The sequence below is a fragment of the Hydrogenophaga sp. GW456-12-10-14-TSB4 genome (genome assembly GCF_059424305.1).
The window spans coordinates 16,895-43,446 of the sequence record NZ_JBWKZH010000022.1 but is presented as its reverse complement, the minus strand read 5'-3'; the positions used below and the strand labels follow the sequence as shown (position 1 = coordinate 43,446).

Annotated in this window: 24 protein-coding genes and 1 pseudogene; 14 read left to right on the top strand and 11 right to left on the bottom strand. The window is 62.4% G+C overall.

The genetic code is table 11. The features are described 5' to 3' along the window. The first annotated feature begins 542 nt into the window (after positions 1–542). Positions 543–2,090 carry a tetratricopeptide repeat protein gene (locus tag AC07ZS_RS12910; RefSeq protein WP_382160135.1) on the top strand — a complete coding sequence of 516 codons (1,548 nt, stop codon included), beginning with the start codon at positions 543–545 and terminating at the stop codon, positions 2,088–2,090. A 22-nt stretch (positions 2,091–2,112) separates the two neighbouring features. Here the strand turns inward: AC07ZS_RS12910 and AC07ZS_RS12905 are convergent. From AC07ZS_RS12905 to AC07ZS_RS12890, 4 genes and pseudogenes are all read right to left on the bottom strand, one after another. After that, positions 2,113–2,292: pseudogene (locus AC07ZS_RS12905) on the bottom strand (arsenate reductase/protein-tyrosine-phosphatase family protein); the annotation flags it as partial. A gap of 22 nt (positions 2,293–2,314) precedes the next feature. Next, on the bottom strand, positions 2,315–2,641 hold the full coding sequence (locus tag AC07ZS_RS12900) for an ArsR/SmtB family transcription factor (protein WP_159597241.1): 327 nt from the start codon (positions 2,639–2,641) through the stop codon (positions 2,315–2,317). Then, positions 2,634–3,896 (bottom strand): organoarsenical effux MFS transporter ArsJ, encoded by a 1,263-nt coding sequence (arsJ, locus tag AC07ZS_RS12895; protein WP_382160132.1) that lies wholly within the window; start codon positions 3,894–3,896, stop codon positions 2,634–2,636. The genes AC07ZS_RS12900 and arsJ overlap by 8 nt, the downstream gene beginning before the upstream one ends. Before the next feature lies 1 nt (position 3,897). Next, positions 3,898–4,941, bottom strand: coding sequence for an ArsJ-associated glyceraldehyde-3-phosphate dehydrogenase (locus tag AC07ZS_RS12890; protein WP_382160129.1), 1,044 nt, complete (start codon positions 4,939–4,941; stop codon positions 3,898–3,900). Positions 4,942–5,271: 330 nt separating this feature from the next. Between AC07ZS_RS12890 and AC07ZS_RS12885 the strand changes: the two genes are divergently transcribed. Both AC07ZS_RS12885 and AC07ZS_RS12880 read left to right on the top strand, forming a co-directional pair. Next, positions 5,272–7,641 (top strand): heavy metal translocating P-type ATPase, encoded by a 2,370-nt coding sequence (locus AC07ZS_RS12885; protein WP_382160126.1) that lies wholly within the window; start codon positions 5,272–5,274, stop codon positions 7,639–7,641. Positions 7,642–8,021: 380 nt separating this feature from the next. After that, positions 8,022–8,471 (top strand): hypothetical protein, encoded by a 450-nt coding sequence (locus tag AC07ZS_RS12880; protein WP_382160123.1) that lies wholly within the window; start codon positions 8,022–8,024, stop codon positions 8,469–8,471. 396 nt (positions 8,472–8,867) lie between these two features. On the opposite strand, the gene AC07ZS_RS12875 is transcribed toward AC07ZS_RS12880, so the two are convergent. The 4 genes from AC07ZS_RS12875 to AC07ZS_RS12860 form a co-directional block, all read right to left on the bottom strand. After that, positions 8,868–9,152, bottom strand: coding sequence for a CopK family periplasmic copper-binding protein (locus AC07ZS_RS12875; protein ID WP_382160120.1), 285 nt, complete (start codon positions 9,150–9,152; stop codon positions 8,868–8,870). Positions 9,153–9,420: 268 nt separating this feature from the next. Then, a complete protein-coding gene (locus AC07ZS_RS12870; protein WP_382160118.1) occupies positions 9,421–10,182 on the bottom strand; it encodes a MauE/DoxX family redox-associated membrane protein in 762 nt (253 codons plus the stop codon). Positions 10,183–10,391: 209 nt separating this feature from the next. Continuing rightward, positions 10,392–10,754, bottom strand: a complete 363-nt coding sequence (locus AC07ZS_RS12865; RefSeq protein WP_382160115.1) for a copper-binding protein — start codon at positions 10,752–10,754, stop codon at positions 10,392–10,394. Positions 10,755–10,787: 33 nt separating this feature from the next. Further along, complete coding sequence (locus tag AC07ZS_RS12860) at positions 10,788–11,279, bottom strand: cupredoxin domain-containing protein (RefSeq protein WP_382160113.1); 492 nt, start codon at positions 11,277–11,279, stop codon at positions 10,788–10,790. A gap of 539 nt (positions 11,280–11,818) precedes the next feature. Between AC07ZS_RS12860 and AC07ZS_RS12855 the strand changes: the two genes are divergently transcribed. Together AC07ZS_RS12855 and AC07ZS_RS12850 are read left to right on the top strand one after the other, a co-directional pair. Beyond that, positions 11,819–12,502, top strand: a complete 684-nt coding sequence (locus AC07ZS_RS12855; RefSeq protein ID WP_382160111.1) for a heavy metal response regulator transcription factor — start codon at positions 11,819–11,821, stop codon at positions 12,500–12,502. Continuing rightward, positions 12,502–13,890 (top strand): heavy metal sensor histidine kinase, encoded by a 1,389-nt coding sequence (locus AC07ZS_RS12850; protein ID WP_382160108.1) that lies wholly within the window; start codon positions 12,502–12,504, stop codon positions 13,888–13,890. The genes AC07ZS_RS12855 and AC07ZS_RS12850 overlap by 1 nt, the downstream gene beginning before the upstream one ends. A gap of 51 nt (positions 13,891–13,941) precedes the next feature. Here the strand turns inward: AC07ZS_RS12850 and AC07ZS_RS12845 are convergent, their stop codons facing one another. The 3 genes from AC07ZS_RS12845 to AC07ZS_RS12835 all read right to left on the bottom strand — a co-directional run bounded on the left by AC07ZS_RS12845 (position 13,942) and on the right by AC07ZS_RS12835 (position 16,306). Next, on the bottom strand, positions 13,942–14,343 hold the full coding sequence (locus AC07ZS_RS12845) for a DUF305 domain-containing protein (protein ID WP_310309652.1): 402 nt from the start codon (positions 14,341–14,343) through the stop codon (positions 13,942–13,944). A 312-nt stretch (positions 14,344–14,655) separates the two neighbouring features. Then, on the bottom strand, positions 14,656–15,981 hold the full coding sequence (locus tag AC07ZS_RS12840; protein ID WP_382160105.1) for an MFS transporter: 1,326 nt from the start codon (positions 15,979–15,981) through the stop codon (positions 14,656–14,658). Between the two features lie 46 nt (positions 15,982–16,027). Then, the gene (locus tag AC07ZS_RS12835) at positions 16,028–16,306 is read right to left on the bottom strand and encodes a metal-sensing transcriptional repressor (RefSeq protein WP_382160103.1); all 279 of its coding nucleotides are present in this window, start codon (positions 16,304–16,306) and stop codon (positions 16,028–16,030) included. Between the two features lie 71 nt (positions 16,307–16,377). Here AC07ZS_RS12835 and AC07ZS_RS12830 point away from each other — a divergent pair, with 71 nt between their 5' ends. The 9 genes from AC07ZS_RS12830 (at position 16,378) to AC07ZS_RS12790 (ending at position 26,416) form a co-directional block, all read left to right on the top strand. Further along, a complete protein-coding gene (locus AC07ZS_RS12830) occupies positions 16,378–16,800 on the top strand; it encodes a hypothetical protein (protein WP_382160100.1) in 423 nt (140 codons plus the stop codon). A gap of 53 nt (positions 16,801–16,853) precedes the next feature. Continuing rightward, the gene (locus tag AC07ZS_RS12825; RefSeq protein ID WP_382160098.1) at positions 16,854–17,591 is read left to right on the top strand and encodes a HupE/UreJ family protein; all 738 of its coding nucleotides are present in this window, start codon (positions 16,854–16,856) and stop codon (positions 17,589–17,591) included. A gap of 20 nt (positions 17,592–17,611) precedes the next feature. Next, on the top strand, positions 17,612–18,265 hold the full coding sequence (locus tag AC07ZS_RS12820; RefSeq protein ID WP_382160096.1) for a transmembrane anchor protein: 654 nt from the start codon (positions 17,612–17,614) through the stop codon (positions 18,263–18,265). Positions 18,266–18,464: 199 nt separating this feature from the next. Next, positions 18,465–19,448, top strand: a complete 984-nt coding sequence (gene dmeF / locus AC07ZS_RS12815; RefSeq protein ID WP_444691185.1) for a CDF family Co(II)/Ni(II) efflux transporter DmeF — start codon at positions 18,465–18,467, stop codon at positions 19,446–19,448. 41 nt (positions 19,449–19,489) lie between these two features. Then, on the top strand, positions 19,490–19,858 hold the full coding sequence (locus AC07ZS_RS12810; RefSeq protein WP_382160095.1) for a hypothetical protein: 369 nt from the start codon (positions 19,490–19,492) through the stop codon (positions 19,856–19,858). Positions 19,859–19,955: 97 nt separating this feature from the next. Continuing rightward, positions 19,956–21,248, top strand: coding sequence for a TolC family protein (locus tag AC07ZS_RS12805; RefSeq protein WP_382160092.1), 1,293 nt, complete (start codon positions 19,956–19,958; stop codon positions 21,246–21,248). Continuing rightward, positions 21,245–22,858: an efflux RND transporter periplasmic adaptor subunit gene (locus tag AC07ZS_RS12800; protein WP_444562488.1), complete on the top strand. Its 1,614-nt coding sequence runs from the start codon at positions 21,245–21,247 to the stop codon at positions 22,856–22,858. The genes AC07ZS_RS12805 and AC07ZS_RS12800 overlap by 4 nt, the downstream gene beginning before the upstream one ends. Continuing rightward, positions 22,855–25,974: an efflux RND transporter permease subunit gene (locus AC07ZS_RS12795; protein ID WP_382160083.1), complete on the top strand. Its 3,120-nt coding sequence runs from the start codon at positions 22,855–22,857 to the stop codon at positions 25,972–25,974. Before AC07ZS_RS12800 ends, AC07ZS_RS12795 begins: the two co-directional genes overlap by 4 nt. Positions 25,975–26,197: 223 nt before the next feature. After that, complete coding sequence (locus tag AC07ZS_RS12790; RefSeq protein WP_444562487.1) at positions 26,198–26,416, top strand: DUF305 domain-containing protein; 219 nt, start codon at positions 26,198–26,200, stop codon at positions 26,414–26,416. Positions 26,417–26,552: the final 136 nt, after the last annotated feature.

Below are 26,552 nucleotides of genomic sequence, written 5' to 3'. Positions count from 1 at the left end.
TAGTCGGACTCTGCGACGCCTTCAAGCTCAACACCTTCCACCGTAGCCACGGAAGTACAAATGAGGTGGTTAAGAACAATGTCGTGTTCGCAGGGGGGAGGCGACGTAGAGCAAACGAGCACTCAGGCGAGTCATCTCGCGCAAGCCAATCCCGTTCTTCAACGGACGTGGTACCTCCTGGCGTCACCGCTCGAAGGTGCGCAACGTCGCAAGAGGAATCTATTGAGAGCCTAGTTTCTAGATGCTTGCGTCTTGGTTAAAATGAAGTCACCTTATCGTTAGAAATCTGCACTTGAATCGCGCAGTAGTCAGCGCCACGTGCGTCTCAACAGAGCTCTTTATGACGTAAAGGTATGAGCTCCAACGGAATAGCGATGCTCAGACCAACATGACGCGGGTCACGTAACAGCCTCCTGACTCATCCGTAATGAGCAAGCCACGGTTTGGAAACCACCTCACAGATAAATTTTCTCGTGCATGGTCACAGGTGTCCGCAATGGTGCGACATGAGAAAGGGAGACCATCTAACTCCACGGGAAAGAATGCGACGACAAGACGTACAGCTTCTGGCACTTGCGAAACAAGGCGATCGCAATGCTCTTTGCGAACTAGGGCAACGCTACTTGCTGGGCACTGATGGGTTCTCGAAGTACATTGACCTCGGACTCAAGTACCTTTCACATCCCTCTTTAGCGGACTCTGGGCTGTCGGCAAGAATCATCGCTGACGCGCTGCCGCTGAGCGAACTGGTCCGACGGGGTCTTGTCGTTGTGCTTACATCAGCAGCAAACGGTGGTGCAACTTCCGCGCGTCTCAAACTAGGCTTTTGGCGCGCGTTGACACATAGAGAGGTGGATTCCTTTTACCGTCTTTGGGCCCAAGCGAGCGCAGACGGATGCCAACATGCAGCAGCAGCAATGAACGCGCTATCGGGCGGCAAAGAAGACTCAATGAAGGTCGCCATGTCCACACTTGCCTCTCTCCCTGAGATAGACGCTAGTGGAACGATGGCTCAAGCACTGTCGTCGGCTGTAAGGAATGGCGACCTGGATGTTGCTGCTCGTGTCATGGAATACGCGGTTTCAATGGAAGTGGAACAAACCCCGGAACTCTGTGATGCTGTGTGCATTGCGCTGGTCGCAACCCAAAACCAGCGCATGACGTTGCCGCAGATGGATAGTGGTCGACTGCAGTCGATGCTGGAAGACTGCGTGAAGCGGGGAAACTCATCTGCCGCCTTGGTCTTGGGTCGCGCCCTTTGCGGCATTGATTCGGTGTTTGCGTGGTCTGCAAGTTTGACTCCAAAGCGAAACGTCCGGGGCGGAACAGCCCTTCTCTTTCGCGCTGCAGATGCGGGGATAAAGGAGGCATGGTTGCTCCTCTATCGCGTACACGCGTATGGCCAGGGGTCTGTTGCCAACCCACAAGCTGCCAGATTCTTCCTGGAGAAGGCTGCTTCAAGTGGGGACCCCTGCGCGCAACGTCAACTGGGAGCATCAATATTGAAATCGGCGCTGGACATCGAGGCGTTTGAGGCTGGCATGCATTGGATGACGCTGGCAGCGAGCCAAGGTGACGCGATTGCACGGAATCTCTTGGGCACGTTCGTGCTTCCAATTCGCGGAGAAAGGAAAAGAGCCTTCGAGGCGATAGACATAATCGCTCGTCTGGATCCTGGCGTAGCTCATCGTCTCCGCATTGCAAGAGACTTTGGACTGACTCGAACGGAGGCCATATGCGTTGACATTGCCTCAGGCTCGAGGCCATGGGGATTCGTCGTCTCTAAGGATGCTGCTGATGAGAGACTACGCTCTCGCTTCAGCCGCGCGATTCCGGCTCTTGAATCTAGGTTTTTAGACCATCTGCGCGAGGCTGCTGAGTTTTTTGGACACACGGGTGAAAGCGGCTCGGTCACGCGGGGAGAACGTCGACTGAGAGAGCACCGGCTCAAGTACGTCCTTGAACTCTGCGACTTAGACGAGTCACTTTTCTTCGCGCAGGTGCCTACCGCCACGATCGCAACACTTCGGCAGGGTGCGAGTTGGGCGCACAGCGTCAAAAAAACGCTACGCACTGCTTTGGCCAAATAGGTAGGGGATGTATTGAACCTCGCAGATGGCTGCGCTCCAGGAGTTCGATCGCGTTCGGATTGACAGCACCGGCCGCATGACTCCCCGCGCTGTACGCACGGAAGCGGCCTGCACCGAGCTGGTTCAGGATGGCTTCGGCCATGATGCTGCGCGCCGAGTTGCCGGTGCAGATGAACAAGACGTTGTAGATGGGTTTCAGCATGGGAGTCTTTCCGCGTGGATGTTCAGGGGCAGTCGGTACAAACGACCTGATTGACTTCGCAGGGCTGCCCTTCGCAGCAATGCGCGGTGAGAAAACCCAGCAATCCGTTCATCTGCGGAATGCTGGCGCGGTAGATCAGGTGACGGCCATCTCGCTCGCTGCCGGCCAAGCCGGCATGCACCAGCTCCTTGAGGTGGAACGAGAGCGTGGTGGGAGAGCATCCCAGCGCCTCGGCCATCTGGCCGGGCGAGACCCCTTGAGGTCCGGCCACCACCAGCAGGCGGAAGATGCGCAGGCGCGTTTCCTGCGCGAGCGCTCCGAGGGCGCGCACGACGTCGGCTTCATCCATGATTCAGTCTTTCGTTCTTTGCAAGGACATCAACCTGCTTCCTTACGGGGAGTAACAGGGTGAGCAGCCAGCAGATCACCAGCATCACGGCAGAGCCCGTCAACGCGTACAGCAGGCCCCCCCACTGGTACAGCAATCCGGACATGAGCGTGCCCATGAAACGCCCCAGCGCGTTGGCGGCGTAGTAGAAGCCCACGTCCTCGGCGGCCTTTTCCGAACCGGCGTACGCCAGGATCAGGTAGGAGTGCACCGACGAGTTGACGGCGAAGGCGAAGCCGAACAGGCCCAGGCCACCGACCACCACCCACTCCAGGTTCGGCACCTGCAGGTAGACCGCCACGGCGATGCCGATGGGCACCAGCGCCAGCAAGGCCGACCACAGGCGCGCGGCAGGCACTTCGGCACTCAGGCCATCGGCGCTGCGGCGCACCAGTTGCGGCGCGAGCGCCTGCACCATGCCGTAGCCGATCGTCCAGGCGGCGAGAAAGCCGCCCACCATGGTGAAGGTCCAACCCTGTGAATACAGGAACACCGGCACGCCCACCACGAACCACACGTCGCGTGCACCGAACAGCACGACGCGCGCCGCAGCCAGGGCGTTGATGCCCGCGTTCTTCGCGAACAACTCTTTTGCTGACTTGGACGCCTTGCTCTTGCCCATCATGGCAGGCAACGAACTGATCACACCGATCAGCACGAGCGCAAGCAGGCCCGCCATGCACCACAGTGACGCCTGAAATCCGAGGGCCTCCAGCAGCAGGCCACCCAAGAAGAAGCCCACGCCCTTCATTGCGTTCTTGCTGCCCGTGAACCACGCCACCCACTTGAACAGCTGGCTCGAACCCTGCTCTTTGGCTTGCGAGGCCGTGACCTTGATCGCCGACTTGCTCGCGGTCTTGGTCAAATCCTTCGCCACACCGCAAATGCCTTGGGCCAGAACCACCCAGGCCACCGACATGGCGGCGGTCCACGCCGGATCGAGCATCGAGAGCAGCGTGAATCCGATAATCTGCGTGACCAGGCCCACGGTGAGCATGCGCGTGATCCCGTAGCGCGTGGCAAGCCAGCCGCCGATCAGATTGGCCAGCACGCCCGCCGCTTCATACAGCAGGAAGAGGAACGCGAGCGCGAACGGCGAATAGCCGAGCTTGTAGAAGTGCAGCAGCACCAGCATGCGCAACGCGCCGTCGGTGAGCGTGAAACCCCAGTAAGCGGCGGTGACGATGGCGTAGTTGCGGGCGGCGTGTTGCTGCATGTCAGATACCCACGTCGCGCATGTGGCAGGCTAGGTCGACCATGCGACAGGCGTAGCCCATCTCGTTGTCGTACCAGGCGTAGACCTTGAGCAGCGTGCCGTCGGTCACCATCGTGGAGAGGGCATCCACGATGGAGCTGCGCGTGTCGCGCGCGTAGTCGGCACTGACCAAAGGCCGCGTCTCATAACCCAGGATGCCCGCCAGCGAGCCTTTTGCCGCGTTGGCGAACAGCGCGTTCACCTCCTCGGCCGTGGTCTCGCGCTTGAGTTCGAACACGCAGTCCGTGAGCGACGCGTTGAGCGCAGGCACGCGCACCGCGTGGCCGTTGAGCTTGCCCTTGAGTTCGGGGTAGATCAACGCGATCGCGGTGGCGCTGCCGGTGGTCGTGGGCGCCAGGCTCATCAGCGCGCTGCGGGCGCGGCGCAGGTCCTTGTGCGGCGCGTCCACCACCAGGTTGGTGTTGGTCGGGTTGTGCAGCGTGGTGATCTGGCCGTGGCGGATGCCGATCGACTCGTGCACCACCTGCACCACGGGTGCGAGGCAGTTGGTGGTGCACGACGCGGCGGTCACGATGCGGTCGCGCGCGGGTTCGTACTGCGTGTGGTTCACGCCCACGACGATGTTGAGCACGCCGCCCACCTTCACGGGCGCGGCCACGATCACGCGTTTTGCGCCGCGGTCCAGATGGCCCTGGATCGTTTCGGGCGTGAGGAATTTTCCGGTGCACTCCAGCACCAGGTCCACGCCCAGATCGCCCCAGGGAATTTCTGCCGCCGTGCCGTGGGCGCTGAACGACATTTGCTGCCCATCGACGCGGATGGCGTGTTCGCTCTCGGCGGCGATGTCGGCCCGCCATTTGCCCTGCACGCTGTCGAACGCCAGCAGGTGCGCGGTGGCTGCGGCCCCGCCCTTGAGCTCGTTGAGGTGCACCACCTCCAGCCGGTTGCCTGCCCGTGGATCGTCGTTTTGGCGCTCTGCGGCCCCCATGGCGGCGCGCAGCGCCAGTCGCCCGATGCGGCCCATGCCGTTGATGCCAACCTTCATGTGGTTCTCCGTTGGAAATTAAATCAATCATTCAATAATAATGGAATTATCGCAGAGATATGCGTCAGTGTCGTGAAGAGCGTGATCTAGTACTACGTAAGGTCGACTGCAACGCATCACCAAAAATCGCGCAGGACGGGCTAGACGCTCACCGAACCTGAGTGACCCCTAGGCCTAGCGAACCGAGAGAAAGCCCGTTCACACATCTTGACCTTCCCATGGTGTCAAGGCTCATCCTTTCCTCAACTCACAGCAATGCCTCTCGCGACAATTTGGCGGAAGATGGTGATCAGGGCCACGGGGTTTCGTAACTTCCAAGAAGGGAAAGACATGGACACACAAGCACAACACAACCATGCGGACCACCACCACGGCGCGTCCAAAACGCCTCACCCGGCAACCGGACTGAAAGATCCGGTGTGCGGGATGGCCGTCACCGAGAAGTCGCCACACCACCTCGAGCACGCGGGGCGACCGTACTATTTCTGCAGTGCGAAGTGCCAGACCCGGTTTGCAGCCGAACCCGAGCGGTTTGTTAAAAACGCGGCGGAGCGTCACGCAGCCCCAACGCCCGCTCCGCAGGGCAAGCCCGGCACGGTCTACACCTGTCCCATGCACCCGGAGATCCGGCAGGACCACCCCGGCAACTGCCCCAAATGCGGCATGTCGCTGGAGCCGCTCATGCCCGAACTCGAGGCCGACGAGAACCCCGAGCTGGCGGACTTCCAGCGTCGCTTTTGGTGGACTTTGCCCCTCACGGTGGTGGTCACCGTGCTGGCGATGTTCGGCCACAACCTCGGCTGGTTCGACATGGCCACACAGAGCTGGATCGAACTGGTGTTGACCGTGCCGATCGTGCTGTGGGCCGGCTGGCCGTTCTTCGTGCGCGGCGCGCAGTCGGTGATGAACCGCAGCCCCAACATGTGGACGCTGATCGCGCTGGGCACCGGCGCGGCGTTCGTCTACAGCGTGGTGGCCACGGTGGCGCCGCAGGTGTTCCCCGACTCCTTTGTGTCGATGGGACGCGTCGCGGTCTACTTCGAGGCGGCGGCGGTGATCATCTCGCTGACCCTGCTGGGCCAGCTGCTGGAACTCAAGGCGCGGTCACAGACCTCGGCCGCCATCCGCGCGCTGCTGGGCCTGGCGCCCAAGACCGCGCGGCGCATCACGGCCCAAGGGCAGGAGGAAGACGTGCCGCTGGCCCACGTGCACGTGGGCGACCTGCTGCGCGTGCGCCCCGGCGAGAAGGTGCCCACCGACGGCATAGTGGTCGAGGGCCGCAGCTCGGTCGATGAATCCATGCTCACCGGCGAGCCCTTGCCGGTGAGCAAGCAGGCCGGCGACAAACTGATCGGCGCCACGCTCAACACCAGCGGTGCCCTGGTGATGCGCTCCGAGCACGTGGGCTCGGACACCGTGCTCTCGCAGATCGTGCAGATGGTCGCCCTGGCTCAGCGCTCGCGCGCGCCCATGCAGCGCATGGCGGACCAGGTGGCGGGCTACTTCGTGATGGGCGTCGTGGCGGCGGCGCTGCTCACCTTCTTCGGCTGGGGCCTGTTCGGGCCGGAGCCGAGCTGGGTCTATGCCCTCATCAATGCGGTGGCCGTGCTCATCATTGCCTGCCCCTGTGCGCTGGGCCTGGCCACGCCCATGTCCATCATGGTGGCGACCGGGCGCGGCGCCACCCACGGGGTGCTGTTCCGCGACGCCGCGGCCATCGAGAACCTGCGCAAGGTGGACACGCTGATCGTCGACAAGACAGGCACCCTCACGGAAGGCCGCCCGAGCTTCGAACGCGCCGTGGGCCATGGCGGCTTCTCCGAGGATGAGGTGCTGCGCCTCGCCGCCAGCCTGGACCAGGGCAGCGAACACCCGCTGGCCCACGCCATCGTGGCCGCCGCGAAGGAAGAGGGCCTGGCACTGGACAAGCCCGAGCAGTTCGACTCCGAGTCCGGCATCGGCGTGCGGGGCGTGGTGAATGGCAAGGGCCTGGCCCTGGGCAACACCGCGCTGATGCAACAGGTGGGGGTGGACGTCTCGCCCCTGGCCGCCGAGGCCGAAGCGCTGCGAGCCCAGGGTGCCAGCGTCATGCACCTGGCGGTGGACCAGGCATTGGCCGGTCTGTTGGCCGTGTCGGACCCAGTCAAAGCCACCACTGCGGATGCGCTGAAGTCACTGAGCCGCGCGAACATTCGCGTGATCATGGCCACAGGCGATGGCCTGACCACCGCGCGCGCGGTCGGCCAGCGCTTGGGCATCGATGAGATCCACGGCGAAGTGAAACCCGCCGACAAGCTCCAGCTGGTGGAGCAACTCCAGGCGCAAGGCCGCGTGGTGGCCATGGCTGGCGACGGCATCAACGACGCGCCGGCCCTGGCCCGCGCCGATGTGGGCATCGCCATGGGCACGGGCACCGACGTGGCGATGAACAGCGCCCAGCTCACCCTGGTCAAAGGCGACCTGCGCGGCATCGCCACGGCCCGCGCGCTCTCGGTCGCGACCGTGGCCAACATGAAGCAGAACCTGGCGTTCGCCTTCCTCTACAACGCCCTGGGCATTCCGCTGGCCGCAGGCCTGCTGTACCCGTTCACGGGCTGGTTGCTGTCGCCCATGATCGCCGCGCTGGCCATGAGCCTGAGCTCTGCGTCGGTGATCGGCAACGCCTTGCGCCTACGCGGTGCAGCGATCCGGGAAGAATGACGTTGGTCCGCAAGGTCAACACACCGCCGATGTCTTCGGCATACCTCGGAAGCTCCTAGCACTTGATGTCGCTAAAGAAAGCTACCCCCATGCTGCAAGGCCTAAAGTTGAGGTTGGCTCAAAACCAACGATGCGCAGTCACTCCAAATTCGCGGACTGACAGGAGCAGCGGCCGGAATTCATTGACAAACCACTCGGGCCGCCTGAAGGACTCACGAAGGTGGACGTCATCCCCGCCGGGCGATACCATGCCCTCGGGGATAGGTGCCAGCCATTGCGCACGCTGAATCGGACATACTGACACGCTGCATGCAGTTGTAGTAGTGAACGGACGAATATCCGCCGATGCCATGGCCCCCTGGTGAGAGGACCTCACGACGATGCCCGCGATTGAGGAGAAGAATCAAATGAAGAAGCCTAAGTGGAACGAGGTGCCTTCGCGCGATGCAGTCGCAGGTAAGGGCGGAGTTGCATTGCCGGAGGGGTTCCGACGTGTGATGGAGGAGAGAAAGCACAGCGGCTGCTTGTGTGTCGTCTCTCGTGTCGCCCAAGACGCCGAAGGTGTTGTGACATACGTTGAGTGGGGCATCATCGACAAGTGGCTCTGCGATTGGCTCGCAGGTCCGGAGGTCGCCGACGTAGGCAACGTCCTGCAGGCCGTAGAAGACGGTGGCCGGGTGTCGACGTTGTTTGCCACGCCGACAGGGTTCGCCCAAGGACCCAATGTTGTCGTCGATCGCACGCGCCAGTTCGCATTGGAGAGTGGAGGCCCCGCGGAGTGGAACGTGCACATGCTCGCAAGGCTTCAGCTGGCTCGCCACCTTCATTGATGAGGCGACCATCCGGGGTTCGTACAACCAACAACCGGGCAGTCACCTCAGGAGGATGACCTAGCGACGGGCGCACGCATCCAGCAAAGGGAAACTAGGAAACTCAGACTGCTTGTGAGACGCTGGCTTCAAGCTGTTGCCTCTTTGAAAGTGAAGGATAGGTGTGGGAATTTCGTAGGCCGCAGCCTTGTTCCACCCCCTTCACCGGCTACCTGCTATCACCCATGTTCGCCGTGTTGACGATGAGTATGAGGTCAGCATCGGTCTTCAAGAACGGTTGACGAAGGCTCAGGCATCCAACTGAAAAGAGCTTCTCGCCATTGCTGGCAAGAAGCTCTTGGACGACGGTCTCGAAATCAGAGAAAACTTGACCGCAAGAGTGCAAGTGGCCCAGCTTTAATTCTGGTGGCCTTTGTTCAGCAGGACGTGCAGACGCGCGACTTCGTTGCCCGTCGTTGTGATGCTTTTGCCGTCGGCCGTCTGGACGACTTCACCCTTGCTGAGGTGAAGCACACGTCCAAACTTGCTTTCCTTGGCCATCAAGCCGTCCTTGAAGACATAAAGCTTTTCGCCGTTTTGCAATGCAATGACTTGCTTGGCCTCGGACTGGGCTGCGTCCATGGCGAATGCAGGGGCCAGTGCGGCCAGTGAAAGGACGAGGATGCTGAGCTTGCGAATCATGGAGGTCTCCTTTGAGAACAAAAATCACATCAGTTCAACTGAATCGATGTGGTACAGCGTACGGACTCAATGTAGTGATATGCCCCTGACCCACAGCTTGCGAGTGCATTACATCTTGGCCAGCGCAAAGTCAGGAGGCGACGAAGAGATTCAGCCGCACACAATCTGGCACTGAGTTTCGCCCACACCGTACCGTGTCATCAGCAGGTCACTCTCAGCCTCTGATCTCGGCATTGCCCCGAGATACAGCCTGCTGGAGCCTACACGGTCATAGCGGCGCTTGATAATAGAAGGCCATCCACAGGCCCATACCGATCATCAAAAGGTTTTCGGTGAGTGACACGAAGCCCAGCGGAACATTGCTGGCACCGCCGACGCAGGCGCACTTCAACTCGCGTCGGTCAATGTAGACGGCCTTGATAACGGAGACGGCGCCAACTGTTCCAATAAAGAGGGCCACTGGGATCGACAACCAGTTCAACGCACCCGCGATCATCAAGACCCCGGCCAGGCCCTCCGCGAACGGATAGATATAGGAATACGGCACCCATCGCCGAGCCAACAAGTCGTAGTTCAGGAACATCGTCGCGAAGCTCTCGACGTTCTGAAGCTTGAGCAGTGCCAACGCAGCCATGCTGAAGGCAACAAACCACTCCGCTGCTCGGATCGTGAAGGGGCTATCGAAAACCGCGTAGCTCACCGCGAGGGCCATCAACGCCGTCATACAGAAGAGCGTGAGGACTGGGCGGTAGGTCGTGGCCTTCGGGTCTGCGACAGTCATCCCAAAGTGGCGGCGAAGGTCGTCGTATCCGCCGACCCGTTTCCCTTCAATGAAAGCCTGCGGCGTGGTTTTCACGCCATGCTTGGCTTTGAAGGTTTCTGTCGCCTGCTCAGTGGTCAGCCACTTGTCTTCCACCTCGAACCCTTTGCGGTGCAGAAGATCCTTCGCCTTCAGGCCATAGGGGCACACGTGCTTGTCCATGACCATGCGGTAGAGCGTTGCTCTTTGCGGCTGAGTTGCAGGTGTCATTTGCGTCTCCAGGTGATAGGGCCTACGGACAGGCTCATTGTTGGACGAAGCCTCGCTCATGGTCGCAGAAAACTTCTCTCACGATGTCGCATCACATGGCATCTCAAGCCACACCACATGCGAGGGCGTCCCTAGAACCAAAAATAGTACAGGGCTAGGTTGCAAAACCGAGCCCTGTACGAGAGATGGCGTTGAGTGTGCGTGTCAGCTCACTTGCCTGGCTGGATGTCGGTCACGACCATCTTTCCGGCGTCCTGGATGACGATGAACTGGATCTTCTCGCCCACCTGAACCTTGTCCAGCATGGCTTTGTCCTTTGCGTTGAAGACCATGGTCATCGGGGGCATGTCCATGTGCTTGATTTCGCCATGCTTGATCGTGATCTTGCCGTTTTCCTTGTCAATCTTGCGAACTTCGCCGTCGGTCAGCCCCGGTGCGGCCGCCGCGCCTGTCGTGGCTTGAGCCATGCCCATCTTGCTGTGATCCATGGTCATCTGTGCCATGGCGGGCAAAGACAGTGAAAGCGCTGCAGCGGCGAGAAGCTGCGCCACCGTTTGGGAGTATCTGCTCATGATGTCCTTCCTTGATAGAGATGTCCCGAGGGACTACTTGGCAACGACCTTGATCTTGCCCACCATGCCGGCCTCGTAGTGGCCAGGCAGCAGGCAGGCGAAGTCAAACTCGCCGACCTTGTTGAAGCTCCAGATGATCTCCCCTTTTTTGCCTGCTGCCACGTGGGCCATGTAGGGCTCATCGTGCTCCATACCGGGGAATTTCTTCATCATTGCGGCGTGCTCATCGAGCTCCTTTTTCGTTCCCAGAACAAACTCGTGCATCACCTTGCCATTGTTGACATGCACGAACTTGATCGTTTCACCTTGCTTGACCTCGATGAAATCGGGTGTGAAGCGCATGTTGTCCGTCATGCCGATCTCCACGGTGCGTTTGACAGCATTCGGCTGTCCGGCGATGCCCCATGCTTTTTGCTCCATTTTCACAGGAGCATTTCCTTTGGGGTGCTTTTCATCGCCGTGGGCGAAGGAGGCGGTTGAGGCGGCAAGAATTGCGGCCACGATAAAAGTTTGAGTGATGCGCATGACAGAGGTTCCTATCGGTTGGTTGGGTTGATGGAGGGAGTAGAAAAATTTGATCAGTGCTTCGTGGCAGCCCCATTGGCGGGCGCCGTGTCTGCACTTTCCGGTCCATGGGCTTGACCAGTTCGCGGTGTGCCCGCCAAGCTTGGCGCATAGGGTCTTTTGAGCACATCAAGCTCAGACCAGAGGCCGCCTGTTCCGGACGTTGCACATTGGGTGCGGTTTCTCTTTCCCATTTGAGAATTTCTGCATGTCCACGTTTGACCTGCCCCACGGCGTCGTTGGCTTCACGCCAATTCTTCTCGGCGGGTGCCGGTGCTATCCGGGCAGACTCGAACAAGGGGAGGGCCAGCGCACCCATCGCAATGGCTCGCAGTACCGAGGGGGGATAAAGTCGATGAATCACTGATCCTTTTCAACCGGTTCACGCTGCACGCAGTTTGCAAGAGGCCCCCCGTCGCAAACCTTTCTGTCACATTACATAGTTGTCAGGTACGGTTCCGTACAGCCGCTGGAAGCGAAAATGTTGAATCGGAGTGCACATGAAAATTCTGATTGTCGAAGACGAACCCAAAACTGGCGACTACCTCCGCCTGGGGTTGCGCGAGGCCGGCCACGCCGTTGAATGGCTCACTAATGGGGTTGACGGGCTGCACCATGCTCTGGAGGGCGATCACGACCTCGTCATCCTGGACGTCATGCTTCCCGGAATTGACGGCTGGAAAATTCTCAAGGGTCTGCGTGCGCAGGGCCGCGAGATGCCGGTGTTGTTGCTGACCGCCAAGGATTATGTCGATGACCGCGTCAAGGGGCTGGATCTGGGTGCGGATGACTATCTGGTCAAGCCGTTTTCGTTCTCCGAGCTTCTGGCTCGAGTGCGCACCCTTCTGCGCCGGGGGCGCTCTGGAATGGAACCGACCTCCCTGCAGGTCGCGGATCTGAAGCTGGACTTGCTGCGCCGCCGGGCTATTCGCGCAGGTAAGCGCATCGACTTGACCGCCAAGGAGTTCGGTTTGCTGGAGTTATTGATGCGCCGAGCCGGTGAAGTGTTGCCTCGCTCGTTGATTGCTTCTCATGTATGGGACGTCAACTTCGACAGCGACACCAACGTCATCGAGGTGGCCATGCGCCGTCTGCGTTCCAAGGTGGACGATGGGTTCGAATACCGCCTGTTGCGGACTGTGCGAGGCATGGGCTACGTATTGGAAGGGCCGGAGTCCCTCTGATGATCCGGCGCTTGACCCTCACAGCACGCCTGACTCTTCTGTACACCCTGGTTTCCGCCTCGGTTCTCCTGGGTCTGGGGGTCATGGTGGCCTGGTCCACCCACGTTCACTTCATCGACCTCGACCGCCACTACCTTGAGGACAAGGTGCACCTGGTTCAGAAGATGGTGGAAGAGACGCCCGATGCAGCGAAGCTCTCCACGAAGCTCGATGAGCTGCTGGACAGCCACCATGGCCTAGTTATCGCGATCACGCGTGGTAACGAGCGCATGTATGGACCGGACACCAATACCTTCCCAAGCCATCTTGCTGTTCAAAGTGCCCATGGCCGGCCGATCGACTGGACCGATGGGAAGCGTCAACTGCGCGGCATCAGCAAAGAGCTACCTTTGGCCTATGTGCTTGGTGCCGTTGGAAACCCAGGTGATCGCATTCGATTGACACTGGCGCTGGACACGCAGCACCACGCCCATTTCATGCAGGTGCTGCGCCAGCAGTTGGCGGTCTACGCGATGGTCGCCACCCTGCTCAGCGGATTGCTGGGTTGGTGGGCTGCTCGCCGCGGTCTGGCCCCCCTGCGGATCATGAAGGAGCGAGCGCTAAAGGTGACCGCCCATAAACTTGACCAGCGGATGCCGATCGAGGCGGTGCCTGTGGAGATGGAAGAACTGGCCAACAGTCTCAACACGATGCTGGAGCGACTGGAACTGGATTTTTCAAAGCTCATGGACTTCTCAAGCGACCTCGCGCATGAACTGCGCACCCCCATCACCAACTTGATGACCCAGACCCAGGTATCTCTCTCGCAACGCCGTGATCCGGATACCTATCGCGACATCCTAGCCTCCAATGCCGAGGAGCTCCAGCGCCTTTCGCGCATGGTGTCCGATATGCTGTTTCTCGCGAAGACAGACCATGGCATCCAACTCCCGAATCGAGAAAATGTCGAGCTGGAAGCCGAGGTGGCCAGCCTGCTGGATTTCTACGATGCGATCGCCGAAGAAAAAGAGGTTCGTCTGCGGGTAGTTGGAACGGGCACAGTGGCGGGAGACCGACTGATGATCAGGCAGGCCATCAGCAACCTGCTTTCAAACGCACTGCGGCATGCTCATCCGCGCTCTGATGTCGAACTCATCCTTCACCACCAAGACGATAGCACCGCCTTGTGTGTGACCAACACGGGTGACCCTATTGAAGCCGTCGATCTGCCCCGGCTGTTTGATCGCTTCTATCGGGTAGATAAGTCGCGCACTCATCTTTCATCGGACGGCGCTGGCTTGGGATTGGCCATTACCAAGGCCATCATGCTTGCTCATGGCGGCGGCGTATCGGTCACCTCGACAGTAGAAAATACGACGTTTTGTCTGCGGTTTCCGCGTCAACGCTGAGGGTCGTTCTCCCTTCTCCCCTAGCGCTTCCTATTTGAAGGCACCCATCGCTCACTTCTGTTTGGCGAGCCACTTGTCGAACTGTGCAATCTCTTTCTTTTGCGCCGCGATGATTTGCTTGGCCATGGCTTTCATTTCTGGAGACTTGCCATGCTTGAGCTCCATCTCGGCCATGTTCAAGGCTTGCTGGTGGTGAATTTTCATCATCATTGCGAAGTCTTTGTCGGTGTTGCCGGTCATCGGCATCTTCTGCATTTCCTCCATGCCCATCATCATGGAAGCTTTCATGTCTGCAGCACCAACTCCACCTTTGTGCATGTCCCCCATGGGCGTGCTCACAGAAGGACTCGTTGCCGGTGTGGTTTGGGCTTGTACAGAAGCCGACAAACCACCGAGAGCGGTCAACGAGGCGAAGCACAACGCGTGCAAAGGAACAAGCTTGATGCATTTCATCGCGATCTCCTGAGATTGTGTGAGACTGATCATTGCCAACGCGACGCTGCCTGACTGTGCGGCAGCGCACAGTGAATTGGTCGCAACGAGGCATCTCAGACCGGACGGCAAGCGACATTGGCGCGGCCAAACGCAGTCAATGGTCGCGGTGCGAGCCGTGCTGATCTTGGCAGGTGGGCTGAAGTAGGAGGTGGAAACCCCGTTCACCCATTGGCGAGATCCATTCAAACGTCTGAGTCGTGAATCGTTTTCGGACGCAGGGCCGGCAAGGTGACCAGCAGCATTGCAGAGGGCCGCTGCGAGGTCACGGCATCAGCCGCCCCGTCCAGGCCACCGGGGATGGTGGTCATCCACCACATAGGGATGCGCGCGTCGCAGGCCCTTCTCTGCGGGCACCCCGTCGTGCAGGTGCGCGTTCCCTGCGGGCAGATTTGCATGTTCGTGCTCGATCATATCGGGGTCATGTGCGGGCCAGATGCGCAGCGCCAACAGCACCGCCATCAGCGCGGCCAAACCCAGGCCGGCATAAGTCAGCGGTATGCCCAGTCGCGCGCCCAACCACCCGGCGAGTGGGTAAAAGATCAGCCAGCATGCGTGCGAGAGCGCGAACTGGGCGGCAAAAAGCGCCGGTCGATCCTCCGGCTGGGCCGAGCGCCGCAGGAGGCGGCCCGAGGGCGTCTGGGCGGTTGAATAGCCCAACCCAAGCACAAACCACAGCATCAGCGTCCCAGTGAATGAAGCCACCTGAGTGCCCACCCCCAGGCCCACAACCAGTAGGGCCGCACCGGCGAGCATGGCCACTCGATCGGACAGCCTGTCCAACAGGCGCGGCAGGCCCAGCGCTGCCACCATCGAGCCGGCCCCAAAGAGAGCCAGCGCCAGTGCCACCGATGTCTGCGTGAGGCCCATGTCGGCCTGGACGATAACCACCGTGTTGACGAACACCATGGAGCCGGCCGCAGCCACCACTGCATTGATGGCCAACAGTCCTCGCAAACGGGGCGTCGCCAGAAAGATCCGCAGCCCGCGTGTGGTGCGGTCATAGATGCTACGGCGCTCGAGCGCGAGATTCTTCGGCAACGCCACCGAGAACACCAAGGCGGCAGAGGCCAGGAAGCCCACAACCGTTCCAGCAAACAGGTCGTGAAAGTCGATGACCGTTAGCAGCGCAGCGGCCAACATCGGACTGACCAGGCTCTCCATGTCGTACGCCAACCTGGAGAGTGACAAAGCCTTGGTGTAGTCCTTCTCCGCTAGCAAGACGTCAGGGATGGTCGCTTGAAAGGTGGGTGTGAAAGCTGCCGAGGCGGACTGCAGCACGAAGATCAGCACATACACCTGCCAGATCTGGGTGACAAAGGGCAGCAACAGGGCGACTGCCGCGCGCACCAGATTCAGAGACACCAGCACAGCGCGGCGCGGAAAGCTGTTCACAAAAGCGGCCGCCACCGGTGCCACGCCCACGTACGCCGCCATCTTGATGGCCAATGCCGTGCCCAGCACGACGCCGGCGTCATCGCCAGCCAAGTCGAATGCCAGAAGACCCAGCGCCACGGTGGCCAGCCCGGTGCCCAGCAGGGCAATCACCTGAGCGGCGAACAGCTGCCGATAGGTGCGATGACCCAGGATGTCGAGCATGCCAGTGGCCTCGGTTATCCGAAAAGGATGAGTGCGATGGCGCGCACTACAGGTAGCGCGTGATTTCCCTGAACTCTTCCATCGAGTGACGTTGACCCCGCGGCAGCGGCCCCACCATATCTTCCAGGCAATGGTCCAGGTGGTCCTGGATCAGCGTCTTCTTGGCCTGCTGGACTGCCTTCTCCACGGCCTGCAGCTGCTGGGCGATGTCCAGGCAGGTGCGCCCTTGTTCGATCATTTCAACGATGCTGGCGAGATGCCCGTTGGCCCTCTTCAACCGCTTGATGATGGCGGGATGCGAAGCGTGCGTGTGATGTTCCGTCATGATGAATCCTATGCCCCTGGGGGGGATACTATAATCCCGATTCACCGACTCTTGGTCCCGCCTCAATCTGCATGACGCATCGCGAAACTGCCCTGCCCACAAGGACGTGCCTGCCGCTTGCCGTGTGGTGGCTCGTGGCGATGGCGCTTGTGCTCGGCGCCGTGCTGTCACCGGTGGGCACCTTGAACTCCCACGGCCTGGCTGAGATCACTTCGGTTCAACACGGCACTCATTGCGACGTGGCCGGGGCCTGCGAACATTTACACGAGCACGCGGCTGACGACATGGCCACAGACGTTGTGCACCACTCCGCCAGCGCCGAGCATGCGCAACACAGCGCAGACCACGCGCACGACAAGGCATATGTGCTGCGTGGCGCTCTGAACCTCCCCATGCCCCGACCCACCCACTGGCAGGCCATCGCCGCACCCAGGGTCGAGAGGATGGTGCCATCACGGCTTGACCGGCCTCCGATGGCGCAGACCCACGCCTGACATTCAGTCGCTGCCGAGTGCAGCCATCTTGTTTTCAGACCATCGGAGTCTTCATGCACAGCTTTCTTCACGAAAGGCTGCCACGTTCGCCCTGGGCGATCTGGCAAACCAGCCTGTTACTTCTATCTGCTTTCATTCTTTCGCTGCTCCTCGGTACCTCCGAGGCGCTGGCCCATGCGGTCACCGAGGGCGACAAGGGCTACATCCAGGAAATCTCGGGCGTCAACCTGTTGCCGTTCGTGTACCTGGGTGCCAAGCACATGATGACGGGGTACGACCACATCCTGTTCCTGTTCGGAGTGATTTTCTTCCTCTACAGGATCAAGCACATCGGCATCTACGTGAGCCTGTTTGCGCTGGGTCACTCCACCACCATGATCCTGGGCGTTTACTTCAACGTCGGGATCAACAGCTACCTGATCGACGCCATCATCGGTCTGTCCGTGGTCTACAAGGCCTTGGACAACATCGGTGCTTTCCAGCGTTGGTTGGGGTTCCAGCCCAACACCAAGATCGCCACCCTGGTGTTTGGCCTGTTCCACGGCTTCGGTCTGTCCACCAAGATCCTGGAGTACGAGATCTCGGCCGATGGACTGGTGCCCAACCTGCTCGCCTTCAACGTGGGCGTGGAAATCGGGCAGCTGCTGGCTCTGGCTGTCATCCTGATCGGCATGAGCTACTGGCGTCGCACGCCCAGTTTCGTTCGCAATGCCTACACCGCCAACGTCGCCATGATGAGCGCCGGCTTCATTCTTGTTGGCATGCAGCTCACTGGCTACTTCGTGTCCTGAACACCCAAGGAATCTGAACCATGTACAACAGTGAAACACCTTTGCGCGCTGAGCTGCCTTCCTCCAAGCAGTTGTTGCGCTCCACCGTTCTGGCTGCGGTCTCGGCCGTCGTCCTTCTTGTGGCCGTCGTGCTGCCGTCTGAGTACGGCATTGATCCCACGGGTGTGGGCCGCGTTCTGCGCCTGACCGAAATGGGCGAGATCAAGACCCAGTTGGCGGCGGAAGCCGCAGCCGACACAGCGGCCGCATCTGGCAATTCCGTGGTGACATCGGCCCAAGCGCAGCAACCCCAGCCGGGCGCCCGCAGTGCGCCGACGCAGGCCGTCACTACTGACGCAAAGCCTGCCGTTCAAGAGGCCCCGTGGCGCGATGAAATGACTGTCACCCTGACCCCAGGCGAAGGCACGGAGATCAAGATGCGCATGAGCGAAGGCGCGAAGGCCGAGTACACCTGGGTGGTACAGGGAGGTCGGGTCAACTTTGACACCCACGGTGATGGTGGCGGAAAAAACATCAGCTATGAGAAGGGGCGCGACGTGCCTGCGGATGACGGGCAGCTTGTGGCGGCATTCACCGGCAACCACGGCTGGTACTGGCGCAACCGCGGCAAAGCCGACGTGAAGCTTGTATTGCGCACCCGCGGCGAATACACCGACATCAAACGCGCCATGTGAGAACAGGGGCGCCTCATTCAACCAGTGCGGCGCCCCGCCATTCAAACTAAACACCTTCCTGGATCATGCTGAAAACGCCACGCTCCCTTGTCAGAACCCTTTTGGTCACCTGCCTGTTGTCTGCACTGGCAGCATGAGAAAACACCCATTGCCGCCACCTTCATGGGGAACTGATTCCTTGAACAACCCACCCCCGACCATGAAAACCGATGACCTTTCCCCCTGGCAGCACCATCACGTCTTCGACCAGAGCAACCCGATGGCCGAGCGCGGGACCCGCGCCGTGATGTTGATTACCGCCGTGGCGATGGTGGTCGAGATCGTGGCGGGCTGGTGGTTCAACTCGATGGCGCTGCTTGCGGACGGCTGGCACATGAGCTCACACACCGTGGCCATTGGTGTGAGTGCCTTCGCCTATGCAGCAGCCCGTCGATATGCACGCGACCCCCGCTTTGCTTTCGGCACCTGGAAAATCGAAGTGCTCGGCGGCTTTGCCAGCGCCATTTTCTTGCTGGGGGTGGCCGTCTTCATGGTGGTGGCTTCCATGGAGCGGATGTTTTCACCCCAGCCTATCCAGTATCAGGAGGCCATCGCCGTGGCGGTGCTGGGGTTGATCGTCAATGTGGTGTGCGCGGTGATCCTGGGAAAGGCCCACCATCATGGGCACGGCCATGATGATCACCATGGCCACGGCGGTGGTCACGCCCATGAAGCCAGCACGGACCTCAACCTCAAATCGGCCTACCTGCATGTGATCGCAGACGCCACCACGTCCGTGCTGGCCATTGTGGCTCTGGTGGGTGGCTGGGTGTATGGCTGGTCGTGGCTGGACCCGGTGATGGGTATCGTGGGTGCCGTGCTGGTGGCCTACTGGGCCAAAGGGTTGATGGCCGAAACCAGCCGTGTGCTGCTAGATCGGGAAATGGACCATCCCGTGGTGGACGAGATTCGCGAAGCCATTGAAGGTGGGTCAGCTGAATACGTGACACGCCTTACCGATCTGCACGTGTGGCGTGTGGGGAAACAGGCATTTGCCTGTGCGCTCAGTGTTGTGACAGATGACCGTGACCTCTCCCCCCAACAATTGCGCGAGCGAGTGGGCGTTCACGAAGAAATCGTTCACGCAACAATCGAGATTCACTACAGCGCCGAAAAACGGGTCGCGGCTCCTCATGGCATTTGAAAGCTACCCTACCAGGGGTGTCTCAACATAGAATCCCGTTCATGCGCCGTCTGTTAGCCCTCGTTCTGTGTCTGCTGATCCCCTTGCAGGGATTCGCTGCGCCGCAGACAGAGGAAACGCCGTGCCCGATGCAAGCCATGATGGCGACGCAGCCGGACGCTGGCGACGCGGTGGACGTCACCGCCCAGACGGATGGAATGCCCGACTGCTGCAACGACCTCGCCACCTTCGAACACACCGGCCAGGCCTGCAAGACCGGTCAGGCCTGCACGGCACCCACCGTCTGGATGCCGCCGATCGGCGTGCCGCGGTTCGAGTCCCCTGCTGGCGCGGCTCCGCCGACGCCGATCCTGCGCGTACGAGCCACCGGCGCGCCCGCCAGTCTCTGGCGTCCTCCCTCCCTGATCTGACCTCCCCACACAGCGCAGACCGCCCCGACCCGGGCGGTCCCTGCCATCGCGCGTTGACCGGGCTGCTGCCCGCGCGCGCTCGCTCCGGAGCTCAGACATGGAACAACACCTTCTCCCGACAACCCGCGCGCGGGCCCCGTGGCACGCGCTGGCCGCCGCCATCGCCTGGCTGGCCATCGCGACAACGCCCGCCGCAGCGAACCCGTCCGAACCGCTGAGCCTGGGCGCGGCGGTGCGCTCGGCGCTGGAACATTCGCGCGGCCTGCAGGCCTCCGATGCCGCCGCGGCAGGCGCTCGCGACATGGCCGTCGCAGCAGCACAGCGGCCCGACCCGGTGCTGCGCCTCTCGCTGGACAACCTGCCCGTGAACGGGCCGGATCGCTTCAACACCACGCGCGACTTCATGACCATGCGCTCGGTCGCGCTCATGCAGGCGCTGCCCAACGCGGACAAGCGCCGCGCCCGCGGTGAGCGCTTCGAACGCGAGGCCGATGCGGCGCTCAGCGAACGCGCGCAGCGCGCCACCCTGCTGCAAACCGAGGTGGCCCAAGCCTGGCTGGAGCGCCGCATGCAGGAGCAGCGTTTGTTGTTGCTACAGGCGCAGATCACCGAAGCGCGTGTGCTGGTGCAGACCACCGAGGCCGCCCTGCGCGGTGGGCGTGGCTCCACGGCCGATGCGCTGAGCGCGCGCGAGGCATTGGCTCAGTTGGAGCAAGGCTTGATCGGCGCACAGGCCGAGCGCGCCAACGCTCGCCTCACGCTGGCACGCTTCACCGGCGGCCCGCCCGACCACCCGCTCGCCGATCCCCCATCATGGCAACGCAGCACGGCCACGATCGGTCAAATGGACCTCTTGCCCGATCTTGCCGCGCTGCAGGCCCGCGAAGCCGTGGCCCGGGCCGAGGCCGAGGTAGCCCGCCAAGAACTCAGGCCCGACTGGAGCGCCGAGGTCATGTTCAGCCAGCGCGGCTCGCAGTTCTCCAACATGGTGTCGATCGGTATCTCCGTCCCGCTGCAGTGGGACAAGCCTCAGCGCCAGCAGCGCGAACTGGCTGCGCGCCTGGCCCGTGTGACCGAACTGGAGGCCGAGCGCGAAGAGAAGACCCGCGAGCGAGCGCTGCAAGTGCAGCGCTGGCAGCAGGACTGGCGCGCGGGGCGGGATCGACTGGCCTACCTGGATGCACAGCGTCAGCCGCTGGCCACGCAGCGTGTTGACGCTGCACTGGCCGCATACCGAGGCGGTCGCGAAGGCCTGGGCGCCGTGCTGCAGGCGCGCCGCGACGCGCTGAACCTTGCCCTGGAACGCCTGGCCCTGGAGCGCGACACCGCGGGCCTGTGGGCGCAACTCGAATACCTGCTCCCCGACACCACGACTGGAGTGAAGCCATGAACAAGACAAGATCCCTCATCGCACTGGCCACTGTGGCCGCTCTCTCTGGCGTGGGCGCTGGCGCCTGGTGGCTGGGCATGAAGCAAGGCAGGGGCGACACCACTTCGGTCACCGCGCAACCGGCAGCAAGCACCAGCGCCCTCGACGACCCGTCGCAGTGGACCATCCCGCAAGGCGAAGAGGCCACGCGCCGGCATATCCGGGATGCACTCAAGGCCGGCGATGTGGACCCGGCAACGGGTCGGCGCATCCTGAATTACCACGACCCCATGGTGCCGGGCAAGAACTTCGACGCACCCGCCAAGTCGCCCTTCATGGACATGATGCTGGTGCCACGCTACGCCGGTAGCGACGCGGCCGACGCCAGCAGCGTCACGGTGAGCCCGCGCATCCAGCAGAACCTGGGCCTGCGCACAGCGCCGGTGGTCGAAGGCTCACTGGTGTCGGAAGTGACCGCAGTGGGCAATGTGGCCTGGAACGAGCGCGAGCAAGTGGAGTTGAGTTCACGCGCCATGGGCTTCGTCGAGAAGCTGCATGTGAAAGCCGCGCTCGACCGCGTGGCCGCCGGTGCGCCACTCGCCGAACTCTACGTGCCCGACTGGGTGTCCGCGCAGGAGGAGTACTTGGCGCTGGCCCGCCTGAGCGGCCCGGGCACTGAGGCGCTGCAGGATGCCGCGCGGCAGCGCATGCGCCAGGCCGGCATGCCAACCGCCCACATCGAGCGTGTGGTGATTTCAGGCAGGGTGCAGTCGCGCTTCACACTCACCGCGCCCATCGCCGGCATCGTGAGTGAACTCCTGGTGCGCGAGGGTGCCACGGTGATGCCAGGAGCCCTGCTGATGCGCCTGCAGGGCACCCGCACGGTGTGGGCCGAGGGGGCGGTGCCCGAGAGCCAGGCCGCGCTGCTGCAACCGGGCGCCCGTGTGCGCACCACCAGCACCGGCGCGCCGGGGCAGACCTTTGAAGGCCGGGTGCAGGCGCTGCTGCCTGCGGTGGATGCGGTCACGCGCACCATTCGCGCAAGGGTCGAGTTGGCCAACCCGCAGGGCCGGCTGGTGCCGGGCATGCTGGTGAGCATGCGGCTGGCCCTGCCGAAGGCTGCAGCGAGCTTGCTGGTACCCAGCGATGCGGTGATCCACACAGGGCGGCGCAGCGTGGTGATGGTGGCTGAGGAAGGGGGACGCTTTCGCCCGGTGGAGGTGACCGCGGGCCTGGAGGTTGGGGGGCAGACCGAGATCAGCGCAGGCCTGCAGATGGGGCAGCGCGTGGTGCTCTCGGGTCAGTTCCTGATCGACTCCGAGGCCAGCCTGCGCGGACTGGAAGCCCAGCTCAATCAGGAACTCACGCCGACGTCTACGTCCAGGCAACAGCGCTACACCACCGAAGCGGTGATCGATGCGCTCAGCGGCGACACGGTCACGCTCACTCACCCACCGATCCCGGCGCTGAAGTGGCCGCAGATGCAGATGGGCTTTCAGTTACCGCCGCGCTCGGAACAACCACGCGATCTCAAAGCAGGCGACCGGCTGCAGATCGAGTTTGAAATGCAGGACGGCCAGGTGCCGCGCATCACCAGCCTGCAACGTGTGGCGCCGGAGGCGGGCAAATGATCGCGCGCCTGATCCACTGGAGCATTGCCAACCGCTTCCTCGTGCTGCTGGCCACGCTGATGCTGAGTGCCTGGGGTCTGGTGGCGATGCAGCGCACGCCGCTGGACGCCTTGCCCGATCTGTCCGACACGCAGGTGATCATCCGTACCACCTGGCCCGGCCAGGCGCCACAGATCGTGGAGAACCAGGTCACCTACCCGCTCACCACCACCATGCTCTCGGTGCCCGGCACAAAGGCGGTGCGTGGTTTCTCGATGTTCGGCGACAGCTTCGTCTATGTGCTGTTCGACGACAACGTGGACCTGTACTGGGCACGTTCGCGCGTGCTGGAGTACCTGAACCAGGTGCAGGCGCGCCTGCCCGCCACGGCCAGGACCTCGCTCGGGCCCGACGCCACCGGCGTGGGCTGGATCTACCAGTACGCGCTGGTGGACAGAACCGGCCAGCAGGACGTGGCGCAACTGCGCGCGCTGCAGGACTGGTTCCTGCGCTTCGAGCTCAAGACCGTGCCCGACGTGGCCGAGGTGGCCAGCGTGGGCGGCATGGTCAAGCAGTACCAGATCGTGCTCGACCCCGACCGATTGGCAAGCTACGGCATCACGCAGAAGATGGTGGGCGAAGCGGTGGGCCGCGCCAATCAGGAGGCCGGCGGCTCGGTGCTGGAACTCGGCGAGGCCGAGTACGCGGTGCGCGCCAGCGGTTACCTGAAAACGCTGGACGACTTCCGCGCCATTCCGCTCACGACCACGCCGGCCGGCGTGTCGGTGCGGCTGGGCGACGTGGCGCGCGTGCAGACCGGACCCGAGATGCGGCGCGGCATCGGCGAGCTCAATGGCGAGGGTGAGGCCGTGGGGGGTGTGGTGGTGATGCGCTCGGGCAAGAACGCGCTGCGGACCATCGAGGCGGTGAAGGCCAAGCTGGCCGAGTTGCAGCGCAGCCTGCCGGCGGGCGTGGAGATCGTGCCGGTGTACGACCGTTCCGGCCTGATCGAACGCGCGGTGAAAAACCTGGGCGTGAAACTGGTGGAGGAGTTCATCGTGGTCGCGCTGGTCTGCGTGGCGTTCCTATTCCACTTTCGCAGCGCGCTGGTGGCCAGCGTGTCGCTGCCACTGGGCGTGCTCATTGCGTTCGGGGTGATGCAGCAGCAGGGTATCAACGCCAACGTGATGTCGCTCGGCGGCATCGCCATTGCCATCGGCGCCATGGTGGACGCGGCCATCGTGATGATCGAGAACGCGCACAAGCACCTGGAGCGCTGGGCGCATCAGCACCCCGGCGAAACGCTGCGCGGCGACGCGCACTGGAAGGTGATCGCCACCGCCGCGGCCGAGGTCGGCCCGGCGCTGTTTTTCTCGCTGCTGATCATCACGCTGAGTTTCATCCCGGTGTTCACGCTGGAGGCGCAGGAAGGCCGGCTGTTCGCGCCGCTGGCCTTCACCAAGACCTATGCCATGGCGGCCTCCGCCGGCCTTGCGGTTACGTTGATCCCCGTGCTCATGGGCTACCTGATCCGCGGGCGCATCCCGGCGGAAACCGCCAACCCGCTGAACCGCGCGCTGATCGCGCTGTACCGACCGGTGCTCGACGCCGTGCTGAAGGCGCCTCGGCTCACACTGGTGGTCGCCGCGCTGGTGCTGGTGGCCAGCCTGTGGCCGCTGCAGCACATCGGCAGCGAGTTCATGCCGCCGCTGGACGAGGGCGACCTGCTCTACATGCCCACCGCGCTGCCCGGGCTCTCGGCGTCCAAGGCGGCCGAGTTGCTGCAGCAGACCGACCGCCTCATCAAGACCGTGCCCGAGGTGCAGAGCGTGTACGGCAAGGCCGGGCGCGCAGACACCGCCACCGACCCCGCGCCACTGGAGATGTTCGAGACCACGATCCAGTTCAAGCCGCGCGAGCAGTGGCGTGCGGGCCTCACGCCCGAGGCGCTGGTGGAAGAACTCGACCGCACCGTGCGCGTGCCGGGCCTCTCCAACATCTGGGTGCCGCCGATCCGCAACCGCATCGACATGCTGGCCACCGGCATCAAGAGCCCGGTGGGCGTGAAGGTGGCCGGGGCCGACCTCGCCACCATCGACCGCCTGACCCGCCAGATCGAGCAGGCGGTGAAGGACGTGCCCGGCGTGAGCAGCGCGCTGGCCGAGCGGCTCACCGGCGGGCGCTACATCGACGTGGACATCCGCCGCGCCGACGCCGCGCGCTACGGCCTGAACATCGCCGACGTGCAGGAGATCGTGGCCGGCAGCGTGGGCGGCATGAACATCGGCGAGACGGTGGAGGGCCTGCAGCGTTTCCCAATCAACCTGCGCTACCCGCGCGAGTTGCGCGACTCGCTGCCCAAGCTGCGCGCCTTGCCCATCGTGACGCCCACCGGCCAGCGCCTGGTGTTGTCGGACGTGGCCGATCTGCGCATTAGCGACGGCCCGCCCATGCTGCGCAGCGAGAACGCGCGCCTGGCCGGCTTCGTGTACGTGGACATCCGCGGCCGCGACCTGCGGGGCGCGGTGCTCGACATGCAGCGCGCCGTGGCCACTGCGGTGGAGTTGCCAGCGGGGTATTCGGTGTCGTGGTCTGGGCAGTTCGAGTTCCTGGAGCGCGCCACCGCCAAGCTGCAGCTGGTAGTGCCGTTCACGCTGCTCATCATCTTCGTGCTGCTCTATTTGATCTTTCGCCGGTTCGATGAGGCGCTGCTGATCATGGCCACGCTGCCGTTTGCGCTGGTGGGTGGCGTGTGGTTGCTGTGGCTGCTCGGGCACCACCTGTCAGTGGCCAGTGCGGTGGGCTTCATCGCGCTGGCCGGTGTGGCGGCCGAGTTCGGCGTGATCATGCTGCTCTACCTCAAGCACGCCTGGCGGGACCGCCTGGACGCCGGGCTGGACGGCGACGCCTCGCTGCTGGACGCGATCCGGGAAGGCGCGGTGCTTCGCGTGCGGCCCAAGGCCATGACGGTGGCCACCATCGTGGCCGGGCTGCTGCCGCTGTTCTGGGGCCTGGGCACCGGCAGCGAGGTGATGCAGCGCATCGCCGCGCCCATGGTGGGCGGCATGATCAGTGCGCCGCTGCTTTCGCTGTTTGTGGTGCCGGTGGCCTACCGGCTGATGCGGAAGCCGCGTTGACGCTGTCTCGGATTGGCCGTACCGCTGCTTACAACCGTGCCAGCCGCAAACCGCTTCGGAGGCCGACAGCAGGGGCACGCTGTCCTTGCCTCTTGAGCATCCTCCGCGCGTGCACTAGCGGCGGTCCCCGTCTGAATGCGCAGCACTTCTTCGGAGCTTTCACTGAATCTGCGCGTGCGATTGGGCGCTTCATGTCGTTCTCGCCCTGATTTTCGTCGCCGCATTGGCCGCCACACGTCAACAAAGCGCGATTGGCGACATACAGTTCATCGCATCCATGATCCTGCACCACTCCGGCGCCATCCTGATGTGTCGTGAAGCCCGCATCCAGGACGTGGAGCTTATTAAACTGTGTGAGGAAATTGCAAGTGCTCAGCGAAAGGAGATTGAGCAGATGAATGCAATCCAGGCTCGGCTGGAGTTAAGGGCGCAAAACTCGTAGTTTGCTCCTGATCAACATCAGTTCGTCGTGCACGCAATCAATGTGGTGTGCCTACATGCCGTGGTACGGACGGCTGTTCTGGCGGCTGTGCACCGCCGCTGATCGCATCAGTTCTCGCTTGGCACATCCCAAAGCG